Origin of the sequence: Pseudomonas bohemica (genome assembly GCF_002934685.1) — a bacterium.
GTDB classification, from domain to species: domain Bacteria; phylum Pseudomonadota; class Gammaproteobacteria; order Pseudomonadales; family Pseudomonadaceae; genus Aquipseudomonas; species Aquipseudomonas bohemica.
Window position 1 is genome coordinate 267544 of record NZ_NKHL01000121.1, and the last position, 21657, is coordinate 289200.

Here is a 21657-nt window from a genome sequence, read left to right on the forward strand (position 1 = left end):
ATGGGACAGATCAGCATCAGCAGAAAAAACGAATTTCCGCGTTACGCCACAGGCATGCCTGAGGAAGACCGGGACTTCATCGATTCGCGCAAGATCGGGCAGACCCTGTGGGCGAGCAAGTGGAGCATTCTGGCGATCACTCTCCTAGCCATCGCAGTGGCTGCGGGCCTGATGCAGACCGTGACACCCATGTATCGCGCAGTGTCATCGCTGGTAGTTGAGCCCAAGGGGATGTCGGTCATCACCTTCCAGCCCCCTGCCGACCCGACCAACCCGACCAGCGATTATCTGCAGACTCAGCTCAGCCTGATCCAGAGTCGTGGCGTGGCCGAGCGTGCGGTCCGGCAACTGAACCTAACGTCGCATCCCGAGTTCGACCCGCGCCAGCGTCCGTATCTCATGACGCGTTTGAAAGCGATGGTGTCCGCGATCTGGCCCGGCATGTTCCCCGCTACCTGGAGCAAAGGCGAGCCACTGACGCAAACCCAGGTGTTCGACGCTGCCGTGGCTGAGTTGATGGAGCACACCTCGGTGGGTTCGGTGGGCAAAAGTCAGCTGGTCACGATCGGTGTCACCCTTGAGGACAAGCAGACCGCTGCCGCTGCCGCCAACGCGTTGGCCCATGGCTATCTGGACAGCCGGCTCGACGCGCAAGTGAATGACTCGCTCAATGCCAGCCGCTGGATGGACACCCGAGTGGTCGAATTGCGCACGCAATTGCAGGAGGCCGAAAACAAGCTCCAGACTTATCGCGATGCCGAGGGTTTGGTGGATGTGGGAGGAGTGACGACGCTCACCGCCAATGAGCTGTCCAAGACCAGCGACCGCATGATCGATGCTCGCCGGGAGCGTGCCGAAGCGCAGAGTCAGTACCAGCAGGTGCAGTCGATCAGCGGCAAAAGCGCTGGCCAGCTATCGACCATCCCGGCGGTTATCAACAACCCAGTGGTTCAGCAATTCCAGGCGGACGTCGCCAAGGCTCAGGCCAAGGTCGATGAGTTGTCGAAACGCTATGGCGATCTGCACCCGAAAATGATCGCTGCTCGCTCCGATCTGGCAGCGGCCAAGGCCAGCATGGCGACTCAGGTGAATCAGGTCGTCGCGGGCTTGCAGAACAACTATCAATTGGCGCAGGCAAACGAAAGTGCGCTGCGGTCGTCGGTAAACACCAGTCGCGCGCAGATCCAGGACATCTCGCGTAAGGAGTTCAAGCTGCGCGAATTGCAACGCGATGTGGACAGCAACCGCTCGCTGTATGAAACCTTCGTCAATCGCCTGCGGGAAACCACCGCGACAGCCGACCTGGGGTCCACCAATGCACGCATCGTCGACGAAGCCATTCCACCGCTGCTGCCGAACATGCCGCGCAAATCGCTGATCCTGTCGATTGCGGCAATATTGGCGTTCGGGTTCGCCTGCGGTCTGTCGCTGATTCGCGACTCGCTGAAGAACACCGTCAAATCCAGCGACGATGTAGAAAAGAAACTTCGCCTTCCAGTGTTGGGCGTGGTTCCTTTGCTGCAGAAGAAAAATCGCGCGCGCATCGCCCGGCAGTTCGAACACAACGACGACTCGGCCTTCAGCGAGGCCATCCGCACAGCGCGAACGGGTGTCATGCTCAGTGACATCGAGGCACGGCGCCATGTAGTGGTGATTACCTCCTCTGTGCCCGGTGAAGGCAAAAGCGCGATTGCCGTGAATCTGGCATGCGCCCTGGGACGGCTCGAACGAGTGTTGCTGATCGAAGCTGATCTGCGTCGGCCGACTCTGGCGAAGAACCTTGGCTTGAGCAATGCCCAGGTTGGGCTGGCCAATCTGGTCAACGGCAGCGCGCGCAGTGGCGAGTGCATTCAGCAAGTAGGCGACATGGACGTCCTGCCTGCCGGCGCTGTGCCGTCCAATCCGCTGGAGTTGTTGGCGTCACCACGATTCAGCAGTTTCCTGGACTGGGCCAGACAGCGTTACGACCGCATCATCATCGATTCCCCCGCGAGCCATTCGGTCAGCGATGCGGCGCTGTTGTGCGCGCTGGCCGATGCGGTGCTGTACGTCGTCAAGTCGGACAGCACCGCCACTCCGGTGGTGCAGCGAGGCGTAGGGCAGTTGCTGCGCAATCGCGCGCCGGTGATTGGCGTGATCCTGAATCAGGTCTCGGCAGTGAACCTGCGCTACGACCATCAAAGCTATTACGGCTATCTGCCAGGCGAGGCTTATCAGGCAACGGTGTAACGGAACAACAGCGAATGTCGCTAAAGGAAACCATCAGCTCAGCCTGGGCAATGAATTACAGGCCATGCGACGAACGCTTGGGAGTATTACCATGCTTGCTCGACGCTTACATCCTTCGGTCAATCGAAGGGGCTTGACGTTCTGGGCCCAGTGGTCAACTGCCACGGTCCTGTCCAACCTGACCGTTTGCTTTCTGGTCTTTGATCGCTTCGGTTACATCTCAACCGAATACCGGGTCCTCATCCTCCTGGGGATGCTGGCCTCGGTGCCCATCTACTCGGCGTTGCATGTCTACCACAAGCGCTATGGCTACGCTCCGGGCCTGCTGCGACTGCTGGCCGGTTGGCTGGTGCTGATGGGTGCATTGTCCACTGTCGTACTGGTTTGCCTGGACTACGCCGATCTCGACCAGGAGCTGCTGGCGAAGATGGTCGTGTTTGGCTTCCTGGCGCAGGCGTGCAGCTACGTGCCGCTGCGCTATCTGACCAATCTTCACGCCCGCTGGCTGCGCGATGAGCGCACGGCGCTGATCGTCGGCACCTGTCCACTCGCCTACAGCCTGGCGCAGCAATTGCGCGAACGGGTTCCGGTGCTGGGGATGGTTTCCACTGGCGATGACGTGGTGCACGCTCCGGACGAGGACGATTTGCCGGTTCTCGGCGCCCTGCCCGATCTCGATGATCTGGTAGCGCGCAAGACCATCCGGCGCGTGTACATCGCCATGCCGTTGAGCAAGGCGGCGCAAATCGAGGCCATTTACCTGGCGCTGCTCGACCTCAATGTCGACGTGGTGTGGATCCCGGACTTCAGCAGCATGATGCTGCTCAATCAATCCATTTCGCAGATCGAACATTTCCCCGCAATCTACCTCAACGAGACCCCGCTCAGTTCGCATCCGGCGGCAGCCTTGGGCAAGGAATTATTCGACCGCGCAAGTGCGCTCATCGCGCTGATCATCCTGTTCCCGGTGATGGCTGCAGTGGCCGTTGCCGTAAAACTTTCGTCGCCCGGCCCAGTGTTCTTTCGCCAGCCAAGGCACGGCTGTAACGGACTGATCATCATGGTCTGGAAGTTTCGCTCCATGCGCGTGCATGACGATACGGTAGTCAAACAGGCTACGCAGAATGATTCGCGGGTCACACGAGTCGGCGCATTCATCCGCCGCACATCCATCGATGAGTTGCCGCAGTTGATCAACGTGCTGCGCGGTGAAATGGCGCTCGTGGGACCACGCCCTCACGCTGTCGCCCATAACCACTATTACGGCGACAAGATCATCGCCTACATGGCACGGCACCGGATCAAGCCCGGCATCACCGGTTTGGCGCAGATCAGTGGCTTGCGTGGCGAAACCGAGACGCTGGAAAAAATGCAGCAGCGCATCGAAAAGGATTTGGCCTACATCAATCACTGGTCGCTGTGGTTGGATATCAAGATCCTGATGATCACGCCTTTCACCCTGTTCTCACGCGGCATTTATTGAGTATCCGCTTGGCGGCCAACCCGGTAGCGGCATGGCGTCTATACACGAGGAGATGGGCATGGCAGATCCCGAGTTCACCGCGACCGGCTTGCCCGGCACGGGATGGCGCGGCACGCTCCGACAGATATGGCAGGCGCGGCTGGTGCGCAACATCATCACCACGATTTCCGGCAGCGCGGGCGCTCAGGCGATCAACCTGGCGCTGATACCGGTGATCATGCGCATCTATGGCCCCGAGGCCTTCGGTGTGGTCGGCACCTTTCAGAGCCTGACTATCATCCTCATCCCGTGGTGTGCACTGACCTATCCGATGGCGATCGTGCTGCCACAGTCCGAGCGCGATGCCCGCGGGCTGATTCGCTTGTCGTTGTTGATGGCCGTTGCAATTTGCGGGGCCGTTGCGCTGCTGTTGTACGGCTGGGGCGAACAGACGTCACACGTATTGGGGATCGATCTGCTGATTCCCTACCTGATGTGGCTGCCAGTGGTCATGTTCAGCTCGGCCGTGCTGGAGATCACCCAGCAGTGGCTTTATCGAAATCAGAGCTTCAGCCTCACCGCGCGGGCCGCCACGTTTCATGCCCTGATCTACAACGCCACGCGCAGTGGCGCTGGTCTGATCTTGCCGACTGCGCCGGTTCTGGTGATCACCAGTTCGCTTTACTACGTTATCCACAGCACGCTGTTGTTGGTCGGCATCCGTTTGCGACGCGAGCCGAGCCTGTTCGCCCGCGGCCCGCACACGCCCGATCAGCCGCGCAAAAACCTGCGGCAGCTGGCAGCTCAATACCGTGACTTCCCGTTGTTCCGTGCGCCGCAGGTGTTGATAAACGCCTTGTCGGTGCACATGCCGACGCTGGTGCTGGCGTCGGCATTCGGGGCGGTCCCGGCCGGGTTTTTCGCCCTGTGCCTGCAAGTGCTGGCAATGCCGAGCAACTTCATCGGCAAGGCGGTTGGCAGCGTTTACTACCCACGCATCACCCAGGCCATACATGCTCGTGAAGCCGTCACCGGTTTGCTGCTGCGCGGCGTGATGGGCATGTCATTGGCAGGTCTTGTGCCCTTCGCTGCACTGGTGATCGCGGGGCCGTGGATGTTCGATCTGGCGTTCGGCGGCCAGTGGCATACCGCTGGGGAATACGCACGGTGGCTGGCGATTTCCGAGTTCGCCGGTTTTATCGGTGGGCCTTGTCTGGTGGCGATACCCGCGTTGTCGTTGCAGAAGACTTTTCTGGTATTCGAAGTGGTCAGCACCAGTCTGCGGATTTCGGCGGTGCTCATCGGCGCCTTTTTCTTCAAGGATGCGACGGCCGTGGTCATGGCTTTCGCAGCGGCCAACGTGCTGATCAATTTATCGATGATCGTGATTGTGATGATCGAGGGACGGCGCTGGCATCGCCGTCGTTCGCAGCCTTGACCCTGATTTAGAAAACGGTTTTTCCGAATTGGGCGGCAGCTACGCCTGTCGTTCTCTCATCCCTCTTGAGGCTCTGCACCATGAATACTGAAAAGGTCTGCGCGATCATCCTCAACTGGAACGGCGCCGAACAGACACTCGCCTGCATCCGCTCGCTGGAAGCCAGTGGCACGATCGCTGTGATCATCATCGATAACGACTCCCATGCTGCCGATTATAAAAAGCTGCTGAGTTACATGGTCGAGCAGGACGCCGCCGATACGCTCATTACCACCCAGGAAGAGATCGGCCACGAGGCGCGTCGATATTCCCGGTGCCTGATCAGAAACAATGGCAATCACGGCTATGCCGGCGGCAACAACGTCGGCATCGATTACGCGACGCGCGCCGGGTATGACTACTTCTGGATTCTCAACAACGACATCACCGTCGAACCCGGCGCGCTGGAGACGCTGCTCGACACCATGCACAGCGATCCACAGTGCGGCTTCAGCGCCTCGGTACTGGTCTACGCCGACAATCCGCAGATGGTCCAATGCGTGGGCGGCGGCACGGTTTACCCGTGGTTGGGCAAGACCAGGCTGATCGGCAAGAAAGCTGAACGTGCGCAGCTGGCGCAACTGAATCTTCCTACACCGGATTACCTGATGGGGGCATCGATGTTGGTGTCGCGTCGGGTCGTCGAGCAGGTCGGCCTCATGGATGAGCGCTACTTCATGTATTCCGAAGAGGTGGACTGGCAGCGACGTGCCGCCACCCGCGGCATTACCTGCAAAGTCGCGCTGAACAGTTTCGCCCGTCACGGCGACAGCGGCAGCACCAAGGGCAAAAGCCACCTGTTCCACTTTTATCGCAACCGCGCGGCGATCATGTACAACCGCAAATTCCACTCCACGACCTGTTGCGTGGTGTCATCGCTGGCGCTGGCGTCCATCACCGTGTTGCAGAACGGCTCCAGTCCGAAAAACATTCGTTACGGCTTGAAGGGCATCAGCGAGGGATTCGCCTTTTCCTGGCGCTGAGCATCGTCCCCCTGCCCTGTCTGGCTTATTTCATGAAGGTACTGCGTCGTGATCAGAACGCTTTTTTCCTACCGGACTCTGTTGTTCATCCTGCTGTTCCTGAACTCGGCGTGTCTGTTTTTGACCGACAACAAAAAAGCCGGGCTGCCCTACCTGCGCGAGATGTTCATCATCGCGGTCGTAGTGTCCGCACTGGCGTTACTGGTGGTGTGGAGGCGCGCCCATCAATCCAGGGCCGCCTTGTGGATCGTGTGTTTTGGTCTGCTGCTGCCGCTGTTGTCGGCGTTCCTGGCCGATGCCAGGTTCGGTCAACCGATACTTTTCGGCCTGCTCGAAGAACGTCGCAGCTTTCTGTATCTGCTGTTCTTCCCGGCGTTGTTGCTGATGATCAAGGCTCGGCCGACGCAAGGAGAGCTGGAGCGATTTTTCCTGATCTCGGGACAGGCATGCGTGCTGATCGGCTATCTGTATTACTTCGGTGTGCTGCCGGAAAACAACGACGTCGCGTTCAACGTCGATGACAAGGACTACGGGCTCAATCCGCTACGACCCAATCGTTTCAGTATCGGCGCGGCCTATGTCAGCGTCTGCGCCTACATGCTGATGTATCGAATCCGACGCGCGTACTCGCTGGGCTCCGTCCTGCTGTTGCTGCTTTTCGCCTCCTATCTGTGGCTGGTGCTACAGACCCGCAACACCATGTTGATGTGGGCGCTGGGCGGTATCTGGATCTTTCGCAATCGGTGGGGCGTGCTGCTCAAAAGCGGCATTGCGGTGATCGGCATCGTGCTGGTGGCGTATTTCATCGCGCCGGATTTCTTCGGGGACCAATACCAGCAGTTCAATGCGTTGATTGGCGAAGCCACGACGGAAGGCGGCGTGCGCGTGACCACGTCGGACATTGTCCTGCGCGAGGTGCCGCAGAATTACTACGTCGGCATGGGCGCCTTGTCGTTGCAGTGGCAGAACGGCTTCGCGCGGCTGTACAACGCGTACTTTTACTTGTCCGACGTGGGCCTGCTTGGCGTGTTCTATCGCTTCGGCTTTCTCACCCCGATCATCGTATTGTTCTACTACGCCGGTTACTGGCGAATCATGCGCAAGTGCCGGCGCAAAGGGGATGTGCTCGCCGCCTTGCAGCTGGACTTCACGCTCAACGCGCTCAACTTTTTCTTCTCCACTTCGATCATGTACGGAGGAGAACTGGCTGGCCTGGCGCTGGCGGCATTCGTCTACTTCGCCCGTACGGCGGCGATCAGCAACGAATCGACGGCGTATCAGTCACCGCCTGGGCAAGTATTCCCTTCCGCTTCAGCCGCAGCGCTGACTCAGCGCCGCGCAGGACCGTAAGTTTCGCATCTGGCCGTGTCGACGTACTTGGCGAGCACACGCCATTGTGGGCGGTCCTGTCCGTCAATCGGCTCCAGGTTCATCGGCTCGCGGCCCCAGCTTTCGCCGGAAGACCAGTAGGCCAGCGGCACGCAATACGGCTGCAGGTAGTTGAGTAGTCGATCAGCCGCTTCGGCCCAGCGCGGGTCGTTGTCGGGGAAGCCCATTTCGCCGATCTGCCCTCGCTTGCCGTTCTTCTGCAGCCATTCGATGAAAGGCTTGGCGCGGTTCACGCCGATTTCCGGATCGATGGGCAGATTGGCGGAATCCGTGTAGGTGCCGCTGCCGTTGCGATCCAGATATAAGTGTGCCGAAAACACCAGATTGTTCGCCGGGTCCTGCAATGCCAGCAAGGCATTATTGTTCGTTGGCCAACGCTCGGCGCTGGACCAGTCGCGACCCTCGACAATGATCAACCGCTTGCGGTCGACCTTGCGAATCGCGTCGATGCCCGCCTGAGCCGCCTGCGGCCAGATGGCATCGGAATCGTCGTGGGGTTCATTCATCAAGTCATAGGCATACAGCGCTGACGCGTCATGCCAGCGCTCGGCAATGCGTTGCATCAACTGACGGTAATGATCGACGGAAACCTGGCGGCTGCCGATCACCTGCTGTCGATACCGAGCATAGTTATGCACATCGATAATCACGCCGATGCCTTGCTGGCTCGCCTGCACGAGCATCTTGTCTATCAACCCGGCATATGTGGCATCGAGGCCATCGCCCAACTTTGGCTGTAAGCGTTCCCACTTCACTGGAAACCGCACCGTGCGGATGCCCTTGGCTTTCCAGCGAGCGAAATACCCCTCGCTGGGGAAGAAGTAGTGCGTCCCGTTTTCTCCGGGAAACACGCCCTCCGAAGACTCTGCCCCCGAAACGTTGATCAGCACCATGGGCAGGGTCGAAGCCTGGACGTTGACGTACATCCCCTGAAAGACCGTCAGCGACAAGCTGGCCAACACCGACTTGCGCAACCAACTCATAGCGCGACTCATCCTCGCCGTCTTTTCACCACGTAAGACTCCCGGACGGAATTCGTGTTGTTCAAGCAACGCGGGCGTTTCGCCTGCCTGCTCGTTGCGTCGCTCCCGATGCTTACCGCTGGTACCCGAGAGGGTCGCATACGCCGTTATCACGCTGACGCTCAGCGCGGTTCGGCACTGCACGCGATTATTCATTAGCAGGAGCCCGCCCTATGAAAGCGTTTGGAATCGAGTTTTATCGTGGACGACAAAGGGAGCTCATCGACGAGCTGATCAAACTCACTGACGCACCTTTCAAGTACCTGGTAACCGCCAACGTCAATCACATCGTACTGCTCGAGCATGACGAGCAGCTTCGCGAAGCCTATCGCTATGCGGGGCATCGTCTGTGCGACAGCCGCGTGCTGTATCCGGTGCTTCAGCGTTTGAACACAGGCATCGCCGAGCCGATCCCCGGCAGCACCCTCACCCGCGCCATGATGAACATCGCCCAGCTCAGGCAGTGGCCGGTGACTGTGCTGGGGTGTGACAGAGACGTCATCGCCACTCTGAAAAGAAGCTACCCGGCGGTGACCTTTCATCACTACAACCCGCCCATGGGATTCATTGATGATCCGCAGGAGGTCGAGCGCTGTATCGATTTCATCCAGCTACAGCGTTCGCGCATGACCGTCTTCTCGGTCGGCTCGCCCCGCCAGGAGGTACTTGCCTGCGCGGTGTTCAAGCGTGGTGGTGCCACCGGCATCGGTCTGTGTACGGGCGCTTCGCTGATGTTCCTTTCGGGTAGGGTCAGGCGCGCTCCGCTGTGGGTCCAGCGCCTGTCGCTGGAGTGGCTGCATCGGTTATGCACAGAGCCCAGGCGCCTGGGTCGACGTTATGCGGTGGACGCCTACCGGATACTGCCGATCATCGCTCGGCAGTTTCGTAATCGTTAGAGCGGCTGATTTTTTTATTCAAAGGCGCGCCTTTCGACATGGTCGTTGTACTTAAGCATTTCACAAAAAGCGTTTCACAAGAGCCCTGGCCGGTGCGAATCGTCCGGGGTTTTTGCGTTTCAGGCGGCGCCCTTGCCCATCGCTGCCCAATACGCCTTCACGCCGTTGAACGAGTTCGCGATCTGCGCGGCGAATACGTGCCGCTTCGACATCGCCGGCTTTTCGATGCAATGCCAGGAGAACACTGCCGCAATCAGCACAATCGGAAACGCCACCAGCGTCATACTGATCGGCCCGATGCCTTTGACCTGGTGCGCAAGGATTTCCTGCACCGGGAAAGCATAAATGTAGACCCCATACGAGTAATCGCCCAGTCGGTTGTAACGGTTGACCAGGCTGTTGGTGGCGAACCCCAGGTAAAAAATCAACCAGGTCCACGCAGCGACGAAGCACTCAAAGAAATACGGCTTCTGATACGACCAGGCCGCGAGCGCTGCAAGTGGCAGAAACCAGACGAAACGATGCTGGATGTGCTGCCGGTAGCGGTACAGCGTCATGCCCAGCACGAACGGTAGGCTCCAGGTGAAGAAAAATTCCACGAGGGGCATCCCGGTCATCAGCGTGGTGTTCGCCGACATGACCTTGAATGCGACGTAGTCGATGGCGTAGACCAGCAGAAATACCGCAAAGCGACGGCCTTTGCCGTAGAAGGCAAACGCGCCAAGCCCGCCGACCAGCACGTACAGGGTCACTTCGTAGGACAGCGTCCATAACGAGCCGTTGATGCCGGGCCAGGGATTGTCCTCGAACAGGCCTGGCAAATGAAATTGCATGTTGAACAGCATCAGGTTTTTGCTCAGGTAACTGTAAATTGCGCTCGAGCGGAAATATTCCACGGTGCCCAGTGTCGTAAAGATCGGTCCGATCAGAAACACGCTCAGGAGCAGCACCAGTGTCAGGCCCGGATAAATACGCAGGAAGCGCGCCGAGAAGAAATCAATGGAGCTAGGTGCGCGGTCTTGGCTCAGGGAAATGAAGAAACCCGAGACGCAGAAAAAAGTGATCACGGCCAGTTCGCCCAGTGACAGGTCGAGCCAGTCAGACAGCGGCTCCACAGCCGCACTGCCTTGCGACAGTGGATAACTGTGCGAGACCAGCACGGCGGTGGCGGCGAGCATTCTGATCAGGTTGAAGTTATTGTTTCGTCTGGACGCTAGATCACCCAGTGTATTCATACCGCCTCCGCGCAAACTCAGGGCAACCACATTTCGATTCATTCACTGCTGTGATGTCTTGCGTGCTCAATGACGCGTAATACCGAAGAGGCTTTCGTTGTACCCGACGTTGAAACCATACACCGGCCCTGTACAGCGTCTAATTGCCATCGCTAATCGGCTTATGAATAACTCGGTTGCCAAAAAATTGACCACAGGCGGCGAACGATAGATTTTTCCGCAAACGTCGCCGGTTTTCATCCGTTCTGACATTGTTATTTCTGGAAGTGAACATGCCTGCCGACTCAGCCAAAACGACATTGCAGCAAACCACCGAGGGTTTACGACTTGAAGGAGGCGCCACCGCGCAATGGCGCGAATGGGGGCCGTATCTCAGTGATCGTCAGTGGGGCACCGTGCGCGAGGATTACAGCGCCGATGGCGAGGCCTGGGATTATTTTCCTCACGACCACGCGCGCAGTCGTGTGTATCGCTGGGGCGAGGACGGGCTGGCCGGTTTCTCGGACAAGGCGCAGCACTGGTGTCTGGGGCTGGCGCTGTGGAACGAGCGAGATGCCATTCTCAAGGAGCGGCTGTTCGGCCTGAACAACGCCGAAGGCAATCACGGGGAAGACGTCAAGGAGCTGTATTTCCACGTCGACGGTGTGCCGAGCCACGCCTACATGCGCATGCTCTACAAATACCCGCACGCGGCGTTTCCCTACAGCGATCTGGTCGAGGAGAACGCGCGTCGAGGCCTTGACGACCCTGAATACGAAGTCCTCGATACCGGCGTCTTCAACGACAACCACTATTTCGACGTCAGCATCGAATACGCCAAGCACACGCCGGACGACATCTTCATGCGGGTGACAGTGGTCAATCGCTCGGACCGTTTTGCGCGCCTGCATGTGCTTCCGCAATTGTGGGCGCGGGATATCTGGAGCTGGGGGGCGCAAATCGAACGTCCTGCCCTGTCGCTTGTGGATAACCGGGTCACGGCGCGGCACCCTTCTCAACCCACCAAGGAGGCGACGGCGTGGGGGCACGAACCCTGCGAGTGGGTGTTCTGCGAGAACCGCACCAACACGCCGAAGCTGTTCGGTAAGCCGAGCGCCGGGCCATTCAAGGACGGCGTCAACGACTGGCTGCTGGCTGGCAACTCTGATGCAATCCGCCACGACTCGGGTACCAAGGCGGCCGCGCATTTTGTGATGACGCTTAAAGGTGGCGCCTCGCAGGCGGTTTATCTGCGTTTCGCTCCGGCCGGTTCTGCACATGTGAATGCCAGAGCGCTGTTCGAGCAACGCCGCAACGAGGCCGACGAGTTTTACGGCGCCTTGCAGCGCAAGCTGGAAGACACCGACGCACGCAACGTTCAGCGTCAGGCGTTGGCCGGGTTGCTCTGGTCCAAGCAGCTGTATTACTTCGACGTCAAAACCTGGCTCGAAGGCGATCCCGGACTGCCTCCGCTACCCGTTGAACGCTCGCACATTCGCAACAACGAGTGGCGGCATCTATATAACTTCGACATCGTGTCGATGCCGGACAAATGGGAATACCCCTGGTACGCCTCCTGGGATCTCGCGTTCCAGGCCGTGGCTTTCGCCTTGATCGATGTCGACTTCGCCAAGGATCAACTGCTGCTGTTGGTGAAGGACCGCTTCATGCATCCCAACGGCCAGTTGCCAGCCTACGAGTGGCGCTTCGACGACGCCAACCCGCCGGTGCATGCGTGGGCCTCGTGGCGTGTCTACCAAATGGAAAAGGCGCAGAAGGGTCAAGGCGATGTGGTCTTTCTCGAGCGGGTTTTCCACAAGCTGCTGCTGAATTTCTCGTGGTGGGTCAATCGCAAGGACGCCGAAGGACACAACATCTTTCAGGGCGGCTTTCTGGGCCTGGACAATATCGGCCTGTTCGATCGCTCGGCCGCACTGGCCCCCGGTTATCAGCTCGATCAGGCAGACGGCACGGCCTGGGTCGCCGGTTACGCGCTGGACCTGATGCGTATTGCGCTGGAACTTGCGCAGCACAACGAGGTGTACGTCGATATCGCGGTCAAATTCTTCGAGCACTTCCTTTATATCGCCGGCGCCATCAACGAAGTCGATCAGAATGAAGTCGAAGGGCTGTGGAACGATGAGGATGGATTTTTCTACGACGTGCTGCATCGTCCGGACGGCCAACGCGAATCGGTAAAACTGCGCTCGTTCGTGGGATTGATCCCGCTGTTTGCGGTGCGCGTGCTGGAACAGCGCGAACATGAAGGTCTCAAGGATCTGCGCGAACGTTTATTGGCGTTCCTGCATCACCGGCCTGATCTGGCGGCGCTGGTTTCGCGCTGGACCGAACCTGGCAAAGGCAATCGCCTGCTGCTGGCATTGTTGCGCGGCCAGCGGACCAAGGATCTGATCAAACGCATGCTCGATGACAGCGAGTTCCTTTCGCCGTACGGCGTGCGTTCGTTGTCGCGCCACTATGGCCAGACGCCGTTCAGCATGCAGATCAATGGCAACACGCTGTCCGCGGATTACGAGCCGGCGGAATCGAGCTCGCGTCTGTTCGGTGGCAATTCCAACTGGCGTGGGCCGGTATGGATGCCGCTGAACTACATGCTGATCGAATCTTTGCGTGAGTTTCATCGCTACTACGATGAGAACTTTTCCGTCGAATACCCCAGTGGTTCTGGCTATCTGGCGTCGCTTGAGGAAGTGGCTGACGGACTCAGCGGCCGCATAAACAGACTTTTCCTACGCAATGAAGAAGGCAATCGGCCTTCCATGGCCGGTTATCCACAGCTTGAAATAGATCCCGAGAGCCGAGACCTGGTGCTGTTTCACGAATACTTTCATGGCGAAAACGGCCGTGGCCTCGGGGCCTCGCACCAGACGGGATGGAGCGCGTTGGTTGCCCTCCTGCTTCAACCGAAAGAATAGAATCGCGGGTCGCTTACGGGGGCCGGTCTTGCTACATCAGCGACGGCCTCCATGCATAAGGACAGAGACGGGCCAAGGAGCTGTTGCCGGATGTCGCTTCGCAAATACCAAAGAGTGCTGGCTATCCCTCGGGTGCTGCCAGCCACGTTGTTCATGTTCGTCGCCGGTTTGCCGCTGACGATCATGACCCTCACGCTTAGCCTGCATGTGCTCAACGAATTGGGCCGTGGCTACTTCGATGCCGGGATAGTCGGGACTGCCACCGCGCTGGGTTTTGCCGTGGGCTCGCCATTGCTGGGGCGCATGATCGATCGCCATGGTTTGCGTCCGGTGGTGGCCGTCTGCGGAACATTATCCACAGTCGCCTGGCTGTTGCTGCCATTGGTGAGTTACTCGGTTTACGTCTGCCTGGCGTTTGTCGCTGGCATGTTCACAGTGCCGACCGGTTCGCTTGCGCGACAGTTCGTCGCCAGCCTGGTGCCTGAAGACAAACGCCGTCCGGCCTACTCCCTGAACATGATGTTGATGGAATTGGGCTTCGTCATCGGACCCGCAACCGGCATCCTTCTGATCACACGCTACTCGGCAACGGCCACCATCGTCGGTATCGGCGTGTGGCGGGCACTGTCGTATATCGTGCTGTACAAGCTCAATTGGCCTACGCGCTCCCTTGATGAGGTCGCCCAGGACCCGAATCGTGTCAGGCCCAAATTGCGCACATGGATGAGCGGGCGTTTGCTGGGCGTGATGTTCGTCAGCGCTGGGGCGTTATTCGTGCTTTACGGCACGGAGTTGGCGCTGATCGCGGTGCTGCGCAGCAACGGTGAGATTGCGTTCACCGGCTATGTGATCGCTGCCATGTCGGTGGCGTCCATCGTCGGCGGTTTCATTCACGGCATCGTTCACCGCTCCTGGTCGCAGACGCGGCTCGCATTGGCGATGAGCCTTTTGCTGTTGCCGGTCGCTCTGTTCGATCAGGTGTGGTGGTGGCTGATGCTGGCGTTGTTGCCGACCAATCTGCTGTGTACGCCGACCCTGGCCGCAGGCTCCGAGGCCGTTGCCAAACTGGCGCCTGCCAGCGTGCGCGGTGAGGTGATGGGCTTGCACGATTCGGCCTACCGAATCGGTCAGACCCTCTCCGCGCCATTGGTGGGCTTGGCCATCGACAGTCTGTCGCCGGCTATGGGATTCGTCGCGGCGGCGTTGGGCGGGCTGGTGCTGATTGCGATGGCAGGGTTATGCAATCTGTGGATATCAGCTCAGAAACAGACAGCGTAGAAATGACATCGGTCTTGGCCAGGGAGGCTCAAGACCGGTGTTTTGAGGGCAGATGATTGCTCGTAAGAAAAACTTATGCACGTTTTTGGTTCGATAATCGCCGTCAGAAATAAGTAAATAAATTAAATAGTTAGCGGTGTTTATCAGGAACCTCACACATTTGGTGCACAGGTTATCCACAATTCACGCCGGTGATTTTTCGGGCGTGGCTGCAGGCACGGCTGGTGAGCCCAGCGCCTTCTGCGTCGCTTCGTTCCAGGCCGACACGCGGTCATTGAGTGCGGCGATGGCGCGGGGGCCTGAACCCTCGGCATACATCGGCTCGCCAATCACCACTTCGATGGTGCCCGGCTTCTTGCCCCAGCCTTCCTTCGGCCAATATCGGCCGGCGTTGTGAGCAATCGGCAGGACTGGCAGTTCGGCATTCACCGCCATAGCCGAGCCGCTGCGTGAGAACTTGCCGATCTGTCCGTAGGGCACCCGGGTGCCTTCAGGGAAAATCAGCACCCAAACGCCATCCTTGAGCAGTTCGTCACCCTTCTTCGCCACCACCTTGAGCGCGGCTTTCGGGTTGTTGCGGTCAATGGCGATCGGTCGCAGCATCGCCATCGCCCAACCGAAGAACGGGACGTACAGCAGCTCACGCTTGAGCACTTGGCTTAACGGCTGGAAATATGCCGACAGGAAAAACGTCTCCCAGGTGCTCTGGTGATTGGAAACGATCACGCAGGGCGTCTTGGGCACGTTCTCCTGGCCTGTGACATTGACTTTGATATTGAGGAACACCTTCGTCAGCCAGACCGCACACCGACACCAATAAACGTTGATGAAGCGATAACGAATACGGAAAGGCAGGAAAGGCGCAATGAAGAAACTCAGCGAACACCACAGCAGGGCGGTGGTGCCCAACAGCAGGTAAAAGATGAAGATCCTGATGGCCTGCACTATCGACATAGCTGCTTTTACCGTTACGGGCAGTGCCCGGATTGAGCGTGCCGCTGGACGACCGGTCAGCCGTTCAACGAGGCGCTGTTGTGGATAATTTCTGCGGCAACCGCCGCCAGATCGTCAAAAATCAACGTTCCCGCGGGCAATGGCATGCTCCGCGTCTTGGTTCCTTTGCCCGTCATGACCAAAACAGGTTGAGAGTCGACGGCTATCGCCGCCTCCAAGTCACCCTTGCTGTCACCGACGAACCAGATTCCGCGCAAATCCACCGAGTAATGGCGGGCGATGGTGCGCAACATGCCCGGTTTGGGCTTGCGGCAGTCGCAACCCTGATCCGGGCCATGAGGACAGTAGACAATCAGACCAACCTCGCCGCCGTGCTCCGCCACCCGTTCACGCAAACGTGCGTGCATGGCGTCAAGGGTGGCCAGGTCGTAATAGCCACGGGCAATGCCCGACTGGTTGGTAGCGACCGCCACCGTCCAGCCGGCCTTGCTCAATTGCGCAATCGCCTCGATCGAGCCGGGGATCGGAATCCACTCTTGCACCGACTTGATGTACGCGTCGGAGTCTTCGTTGATCACTCCGTCCCGATCGAGAATCAGCAGCTTCAAATCATCCGCTCCGGCATCAGCTCAACAGGGAAATGTCAGCGACACCGAGGAACAGATTGCGAAGACGGGCCAGCAACGCGTAACGGTTGGCTCGCACGTTGGCGTCTTCAGCGTTGACCATCACGGCTTCAAAGAAGGCATCCACAGGCTCGCGCAGCGCTGCCAGACGGGCCAGCGCTTCGTTGTACTGACGGTTGGCCGACATGGGCGCCACGGCCTGGTCTGCTTGCTGAATCGCCGAGTACAGCGAGAACTCGTTGGCATTGTCGAAGTACTTCGGCTCGACGGGCTGGGCAATGCTGCCCTCGGCCTTGCCCAGCAGATTCGAGACGCGTTTGTTGACGGCGGCCAGTGCAGCGGCCTCAGGCAACTTGCGGAAGGCCTGTACGGCTTGCACGCGCTGGTCGAAGTCCAGTGCCGAACCCGGTTGCAGGGCACGCACCGACAGGTAGACCGACACGTCGACGCCTTCGTCTTCATAACGCGCCCGCAGGCGGTCGAAGATGAACTCCAGCACTTGCTCAGGCAGGCCGGCAGGTTTGACCTTGGCACCGAACTGAGCGACTGCGAACTGCACGGTCTTGATCAGGTCCAGGTCCAGCTTCTTCTCGATCAGGATGCGCAGGATGCCCAGCGCTGCACGACGCAGTGCGTAGGGGTCCTTGCTACCGGTTGGCAACATGCCGATGCCGAAAATGCCGACCAGCGTATCGAGCTTGTCGGCGATGGCCACGGCAGCGCCAGTCAGAGTGCTTGGCAGTTCAGCGCCAGCGCCGCGGGGCATGTACTGCTCGTTCAACGCCAGTGCGACGTCTTCCGGCTCGCCGTCAGCCAGTGCGTAGTAGTAACCCGCCACGCCCTGCATTTCAGGGAATTCGCCGACCATCTCGGTCGCCAGGTCGCACTTGGACAATAGACCTGCACGGCCCGCGCGCTGAGCGTCGCCGCCAATGCGCGGAGCAATGAACGCGGCCAGTTTGGAAACGCGCTCGGCCTTGTCGAAAACGGTGCCCAGTTGAGCTTGGAACACGACGTTCTGCAGACGCTGGTTAAAGGTTTCCAGCTTCTGCTTCTTGTCTTGCTTAAAGAAGAACTCGGCGTCGGTCAGGCGTGGGCGAACGACTTTCTCGTTCCCCAATACGATCTGCGACGGGTCCTTGCTCTCGACGTTGGCCACGGTGATGAAGCGCGGCAGCAGCTTGCCCTCGGCATCCAGCAGGCAGAAATACTTCTGGTTGTCCTGCATGGTGGTGATCAGGGCTTCCTGCGGTACTTCCAGGAAACGTTCCTCGAACGAGCAAACCAGCGGCACCGGCCATTCAACCAGCGCGGTCACTTCATCGAGCAGCGCAGGCGGCACGATTGCGGTGCCTTCGTGCTGGCTCGCCAGCTCTTCGACACGCTTGCTGATCAGCTGGCGACGCTCGTTGAAGTCCGCCAGAACGTGGGCCGCGCGCAGGTCACTGGCGTAGTTGGCCGGCGAGGAAATGCGCACGTTTTCCGGGTGATGGAAACGATGACCACGGGATTCGCGGCCAGCGGCCTGGGCGAGGATGGTGCAGTCGATCACCTGATCGCCGAACAGCATCACCAGCCATTGGGTCGGCCGCACGAACTCTTCCTTGCGCGCACCCCAGCGCATGCGCTTTGGAATAGGCAGGTCGTTGAGCGAGTCTTCGATGATAGTTGGCAGCAAGCTCGCGGTCGGCTTGCCGGCGATGCTCTGGCTGTAGCGCAGTTTCGGGCCGCTCTGATCGATTTCGCTCAGGTCGACGCCGCACTTCTTGGCGAAGCCCAACGCCGCCTGAGTCGGGTTGCCGTCGGCGTCGAACGCGGCTTGACGTGGCGGGCCGTCCAGATTGACGCTGCGGTCCGGTTGCTGAGTTGCAAGCTCGGTGATCAGCACAGCCAGACGACGCGGCGCTGCATAAACCTGCTTGGCGCTGTAGGTCAGACCGGCAGCCTGCAGGCCTTTTTCGATACCGGCCAGGAACGCATCGGCCAGGGTGTTCAATGCTTTGGGTGGCAGTTCTTCGGTGCCCAATTCAACCAGGAAATCTTGAGCACTCATTGTGCAGCCTCCAGCTTAGCTAACACTTCGTCGCGAATATCGGGGGCGGCCATCGGGAAGCCAAGCTTGGCCCGGGCCATCAGGTACGCCTGGGCCACGGAGCGAGCCAGCGTGCGTACGCGCAGGATGTATTGCTGACGTGCAGTCACGGAAATCGCGCGACGGGCATCCAGCAGGTTGAAGGTGTGCGAGGCCTTGAGGACCATTTCGTAGCTTGGCAGCGGCAATTCAGCTGCGATCAGGCGCACGGCTTCGCTTTCATAGAAGTCGAACAGTTCGAACAGCTTCTCGACATTGGCGTGTTCGAAGTTGTAGGTCGATTGCTCCACTTCGTTCTGGTGGAACACATCGCCATAGGTCACTTTGCCGAACGGGCCATCGGTCCAGACCAGGTCGTAGACCGATTCCACGCCTTGCAGGTACATCGCCAGACGCTCGAGGCCATAGGTGATCTCGCCAGTCACCGGATAGCACTCGATGCCGCCCACTTGCTGGAAATAGGTGAACTGAGAGACTTCCATACCGTTGAGCCAGATTTCCCAGCCCAGGCCCCAGGCGCCCAGGGTTGGCGATTCCCAGTTGTCTTCAACGAAACGCACGTCGTGGACCAGCGGGTCCAGGCCGACATGCTTGAGCGAACCCAGGTACAGCTCCTGGAAATTGTCCGGGTTGGGTTTGAGCACCACCTGGAACTGATAGTAGTGCTGCAGGCGGTTAGGGTTCTCGCCATAACGGCCATCGGTAGGACGACGGCTCGGTTGTACGTAGGCGGCGTTCCAGGTTTCCGGGCCGACGGCGCGCAGAAACGTGGCAGTGTGGAAAGTGCCGGCGCCCACTTCCATATCGTAGGGCTGAAGTACCACACAACCTTGCTCAGCCCAGTATTGCTGGAGGGCGAGGATCAAGTCTTGGAAGGTACGCACGGCTGGCGTAGGCTGGCTCACGAAATTCACCTGTACTGGGGGCTGCGATTTAAAGAGCGGGAGTATACCCGATTCGGCAGCGCCTCCACCCTTGGGAGCCCTATGCCACGCTGCTTTTGGTGCAACGAAGATCCGCTTTATATGGACTACCACGATCAAGAGTGGGGTGTGCCGTTGCGCGACGCGCAGATGCTGTTCGAGTTTTTATTGCTCGAAGGGTTCCAGGCCGGCCTGTCATGGATCACCATTTTGAAAAAACGCGCACGGTACCGCGAGGTGATGTACGACTTCGACGTGCGCCGGATCGCGGCCATGACCGACACGGAAATCGAAGAGCTGATGCTCGAGCCCGGCATCATTCGCAATCGCCTCAAACTTAACGCTGCGCGCAAGAACGCCCAGGCCTGGCTGCGTCTTGAAGATCCAGTGGCGTTTGTCTGGTCCTTCGTGGATGGCACGCCGAAGGTGAACCATTTCAAGGACCGCAGCGAAGTCCCTGCCATCACCCCTGAGGCCGAAGCAATGAGCAAAGCGTTGAAGAAAGCCGGATTCACCTTCGTCGGTCCGACTATTTGCTACGCGTATATGCAGGCCACGGGGATGGTCATGGACCACACCGTCGATTGCGATCGGTATGCGCAGTTGGTCGGAGCGTGAGGCCCAGTGGATCATCCGCTGGGTGCAGACTTCTGTGGGAGTGAGCTTGCTCACGAAGTGGCCGATACATTCAACGTATCTCCAGCGGCTGGATTTACGTCTTCGTGAGCAAGCTCACTCCCGCAGGGATTTTCCGTGTTCCTGAAAAGGTGGTGCGTGCGGATGTTGGGAGGCGATCATTTAGCGCGAATGGTTACAATGCCCGCCTCATCTATTCAGGAGTGATCTGTGGATAAGTTCAAAGGCGCCATGATGGTCGGGGCGTTGCGGCTGTTTGCCCTGTTGCCTTGGCGCGCCGTGCAATGGGTCGGCACCGGTATCGGCTGGCTGATGTGGAAGCTGCCCAATCGTTCTCGCGAAGTCGCGCGTATCAACCTTTCCAAGTGTTTTCCCGAGTTGAGTTCTGCCGAGCTTGAAGCGTTGGTCGGTCGCAGTCTGATGGACATCGGCAAGACGCTGACCGAGAGCGCCTGCGCCTGGATCTGGCCTGCTCAGAAATCGATCAATCTGGTGCGCGAAGTCGAAGGCCTGCAGGTGCTGAAAGACGCGCTGGCTTCCGGCAAAGGCGTGGTTGGCATCACCAGTCACCTGGGTAATTGGGAAGTGCTCAACCACTTCTATTGCAGCCAGTGCAAACCGATCATTTTCTACCGTCCGCCCAAGCTCAAGGCGGTGGATGACTTGCTGCGCAAACAGCGCGTGCAACTGGGCAATCGCGTGGCGGCGTCGACCAAGGAGGGCATTCTCAGTGTCATCAAGGAAGTGCGCAAAGGCGGTTCGGTAGGCATTCCGGCCGATCCGGAGCCAGCGGAGTCTGCAGGAGTTTTCGTGCCCTTCTGCGGGACCGTGGCGCTGACCAGCAAATTCGTCCCGAACATGTTGGCCGGTGGCAAGGCGATGGGTGTGTTCCTGCACGCGATGCGTCTGGAAGATGGTTCGGGGTACAAGGTGGTCCTGGAAGCCGCGCCGGAGGACATGTACAGCACCGACACCGAAACCTCGGCGGCGGCGATGAGCAAAGTAGTGGAGAAGTACGTGCGGGCCTATCCGAGCCAGTACATGTGGACCATGAAACGCTTCAAGAAGCGGCCCGAGGGGGAGAAGCGCTGGTACTGAGTTCCTCCAGCCGCCATCGATCAAACCGTAGGAACGCGCTTGCCCGCGAAGGCGTTATGTCAGTGACAAATATTTTCGACTGACACACCCCTTCGCGGACGAGCGCGCTCCTACAGCTATTCAGCATTGCGATCGAGTTTTTTCAGAAATACCGTCATTTCCTTCTCGGCTTGCTTATCGCCGTGGCCGATCGCAGCCTGGATGCCCTCTTCCCACGCCCGGCGAGCCTGCGCAGTATCTCCTGCCGCCAGCCACGCCTTGCCCAACAACTTCCACGCCGCCGAATACCGGGGGTCGAATTCCACGCAGCGTTGCAGGTGCTCGGTCGCTCGGGCAGGATCTCCGGCATCCAGATAGCCCTTGCCCAGACCGAAGCGCAGTAACGCGTTGTCCATGCCTTTGGCGAACATCTTTTCCAGTGATTCGAGCACGCGGATTCTCC

Annotated in this window: 17 protein-coding genes; 10 read left to right on the plus strand and 7 right to left on the minus strand. The window is 59.1% G+C overall.

Translation table 11 applies throughout. The features are described 5' to 3' along the window. The 5 genes from CE491_RS28745 to CE491_RS28765 all read left to right on the plus strand — a co-directional run bounded on the left by CE491_RS28745 (position 1) and on the right by CE491_RS28765 (position 7501). The gene (locus CE491_RS28745; RefSeq protein WP_110951698.1) at positions 1-2229 is read left to right on the plus strand and encodes a GumC family protein; all 2229 of its coding nucleotides are present in this window, start codon (positions 1-3) and stop codon (positions 2227-2229) included. Positions 2230-2320: 91 nt separating this feature from the next. Next, positions 2321-3712: an undecaprenyl-phosphate glucose phosphotransferase gene (locus CE491_RS28750; protein ID WP_110951699.1), complete on the plus strand. Its 1392-nt coding sequence runs from the start codon at positions 2321-2323 to the stop codon at positions 3710-3712. 58 nt (positions 3713-3770) lie between these two features. Then, positions 3771-5129: a lipopolysaccharide biosynthesis protein gene (locus CE491_RS28755; RefSeq protein ID WP_110951700.1), complete on the plus strand. Its 1359-nt coding sequence runs from the start codon at positions 3771-3773 to the stop codon at positions 5127-5129. 80 nt (positions 5130-5209) lie between these two features. Next, a complete protein-coding gene (locus CE491_RS28760; protein WP_110951701.1) occupies positions 5210-6151 on the plus strand; it encodes a glycosyltransferase family 2 protein in 942 nt (313 codons plus the stop codon). Between the two features lie 48 nt (positions 6152-6199). Beyond that, positions 6200-7501 carry a hypothetical protein gene (locus CE491_RS28765; RefSeq protein WP_110951702.1) on the plus strand — a complete coding sequence of 434 codons (1302 nt, stop codon included), beginning with the start codon at positions 6200-6202 and terminating at the stop codon, positions 7499-7501. Here CE491_RS28765 and CE491_RS28770 read toward each other — a convergent pair. After that, positions 7480-8523, minus strand: coding sequence for a glycoside hydrolase family 5 protein (locus tag CE491_RS28770; protein ID WP_234407704.1), 1044 nt, complete (start codon positions 8521-8523; stop codon positions 7480-7482). The genes CE491_RS28765 and CE491_RS28770 overlap by 22 nt on opposite strands. 212 nt (positions 8524-8735) lie before the next feature. Between CE491_RS28770 and CE491_RS28775 the strand changes: the two genes are divergently transcribed. After that, positions 8736-9458, plus strand: a complete 723-nt coding sequence (locus tag CE491_RS28775; RefSeq protein ID WP_110951704.1) for a WecB/TagA/CpsF family glycosyltransferase — start codon at positions 8736-8738, stop codon at positions 9456-9458. A 119-nt stretch (positions 9459-9577) separates the two neighbouring features. Here CE491_RS28775 and CE491_RS28780 read toward each other — a convergent pair whose 3' ends face one another. Further along, the gene (locus CE491_RS28780) at positions 9578-10693 is read right to left on the minus strand and encodes an acyltransferase family protein (RefSeq protein ID WP_199885286.1); all 1116 of its coding nucleotides are present in this window, start codon (positions 10691-10693) and stop codon (positions 9578-9580) included. Between the two features lie 272 nt (positions 10694-10965). On the opposite strand from CE491_RS28780, the gene CE491_RS28785 reads away from it, so the two are divergent. Further along, positions 10966-13608, plus strand: a complete 2643-nt coding sequence (locus CE491_RS28785; RefSeq protein ID WP_110951706.1) for an MGH1-like glycoside hydrolase domain-containing protein — start codon at positions 10966-10968, stop codon at positions 13606-13608. A gap of 90 nt (positions 13609-13698) precedes the next feature. After that, on the plus strand, positions 13699-14886 hold the full coding sequence (locus tag CE491_RS28790; RefSeq protein WP_110951707.1) for an MFS transporter: 1188 nt from the start codon (positions 13699-13701) through the stop codon (positions 14884-14886). A 183-nt stretch (positions 14887-15069) separates the two neighbouring features. On the opposite strand, the gene CE491_RS28795 is transcribed toward CE491_RS28790, so the two are convergent. The 4 genes from CE491_RS28795 to glyQ are packed head-to-tail and all read right to left on the minus strand — an operon-like array spanning position 15070 to position 19463. Continuing rightward, entirely contained in the window at positions 15070-15840 is a 771-nt protein-coding gene (locus CE491_RS28795) for a lysophospholipid acyltransferase family protein (RefSeq protein WP_110951708.1), read from the minus strand. A 56-nt stretch (positions 15841-15896) separates the two neighbouring features. Then, the gene (gene gmhB / locus CE491_RS28800) at positions 15897-16448 is read right to left on the minus strand and encodes a D-glycero-beta-D-manno-heptose 1,7-bisphosphate 7-phosphatase (protein ID WP_110951709.1); all 552 of its coding nucleotides are present in this window, start codon (positions 16446-16448) and stop codon (positions 15897-15899) included. Between the two features lie 16 nt (positions 16449-16464). Further along, on the minus strand, positions 16465-18519 hold the full coding sequence (gene glyS, locus CE491_RS28805; RefSeq protein ID WP_110951710.1) for a glycine--tRNA ligase subunit beta: 2055 nt from the start codon (positions 18517-18519) through the stop codon (positions 16465-16467). Further along, positions 18516-19463 carry a glycine--tRNA ligase subunit alpha gene (gene glyQ, locus CE491_RS28810; RefSeq protein WP_081564596.1) on the minus strand — a complete coding sequence of 316 codons (948 nt, stop codon included), beginning with the start codon at positions 19461-19463 and terminating at the stop codon, positions 18516-18518. Before glyQ ends, glyS begins: the two co-directional genes overlap by 4 nt. Positions 19464-19544: 81 nt before the next feature. Here glyQ and CE491_RS28815 point away from each other — a divergent pair, with 81 nt between their 5' ends. Together CE491_RS28815 and CE491_RS28820 are read left to right on the plus strand one after the other, a co-directional pair. Then, positions 19545-20099: a DNA-3-methyladenine glycosylase I gene (locus CE491_RS28815; RefSeq protein ID WP_110951711.1), complete on the plus strand. Its 555-nt coding sequence runs from the start codon at positions 19545-19547 to the stop codon at positions 20097-20099. 228 nt (positions 20100-20327) lie between these two features. Beyond that, positions 20328-21215, plus strand: coding sequence for a lysophospholipid acyltransferase (locus tag CE491_RS28820; RefSeq protein WP_110951712.1), 888 nt, complete (start codon positions 20328-20330; stop codon positions 21213-21215). Between the two features lie 116 nt (positions 21216-21331). On the opposite strand, the gene CE491_RS28825 is transcribed toward CE491_RS28820, so the two are convergent. Continuing rightward, the gene (locus CE491_RS28825; protein ID WP_199885295.1) at positions 21332-21625 is read right to left on the minus strand and encodes a tetratricopeptide repeat protein; all 294 of its coding nucleotides are present in this window, start codon (positions 21623-21625) and stop codon (positions 21332-21334) included. Between the last annotated feature and the right edge of the window lie 32 nt (positions 21626-21657).

Excerpts from the sequence above, each read along its gene's own strand:
- CE491_RS28745 (WP_110951698.1), top strand. The coding sequence starts at position 1 with ATGGGACAGATCAGCATCAGCAGAAAAAACGAATTTCCGCGTTACGCC.
- CE491_RS28750 (WP_110951699.1), top strand. The coding sequence starts at position 2,321 with ATGCTTGCTCGACGCTTACATCCTTCGGTCAATCGAAGGGGCTTGACG.
- CE491_RS28755 (WP_110951700.1), top strand. The coding sequence starts at position 3,771 with ATGGCAGATCCCGAGTTCACCGCGACCGGCTTGCCCGGCACGGGATGG.
- CE491_RS28760 (WP_110951701.1), top strand. The coding sequence starts at position 5,210 with ATGAATACTGAAAAGGTCTGCGCGATCATCCTCAACTGGAACGGCGCC.
- CE491_RS28770 (WP_234407704.1), bottom strand. The coding sequence starts at position 8,523 with ATGAGTTGGTTGCGCAAGTCGGTGTTGGCCAGCTTGTCGCTGACGGTC.
- CE491_RS28775 (WP_110951704.1), top strand. The coding sequence starts at position 8,736 with ATGAAAGCGTTTGGAATCGAGTTTTATCGTGGACGACAAAGGGAGCTC.
- CE491_RS28780 (WP_199885286.1), bottom strand. The coding sequence starts at position 10,693 with ATGAATACACTGGGTGATCTAGCGTCCAGACGAAACAATAACTTCAAC.
- CE491_RS28785 (WP_110951706.1), top strand. The coding sequence starts at position 10,966 with ATGCCTGCCGACTCAGCCAAAACGACATTGCAGCAAACCACCGAGGGT.
- CE491_RS28790 (WP_110951707.1), top strand. The coding sequence starts at position 13,699 with ATGTCGCTTCGCAAATACCAAAGAGTGCTGGCTATCCCTCGGGTGCTG.
- CE491_RS28795 (WP_110951708.1), bottom strand. The coding sequence starts at position 15,840 with ATGTCGATAGTGCAGGCCATCAGGATCTTCATCTTTTACCTGCTGTTG.
- glyS (WP_110951710.1), bottom strand. The coding sequence starts at position 18,519 with ATGAGTGCTCAAGATTTCCTGGTTGAATTGGGCACCGAAGAACTGCCA.
- CE491_RS28815 (WP_110951711.1), top strand. The coding sequence starts at position 19,545 with ATGCCACGCTGCTTTTGGTGCAACGAAGATCCGCTTTATATGGACTAC.
- CE491_RS28825 (WP_199885295.1), bottom strand. The coding sequence starts at position 21,625 with ATGTTCGCCAAAGGCATGGACAACGCGTTACTGCGCTTCGGTCTGGGC.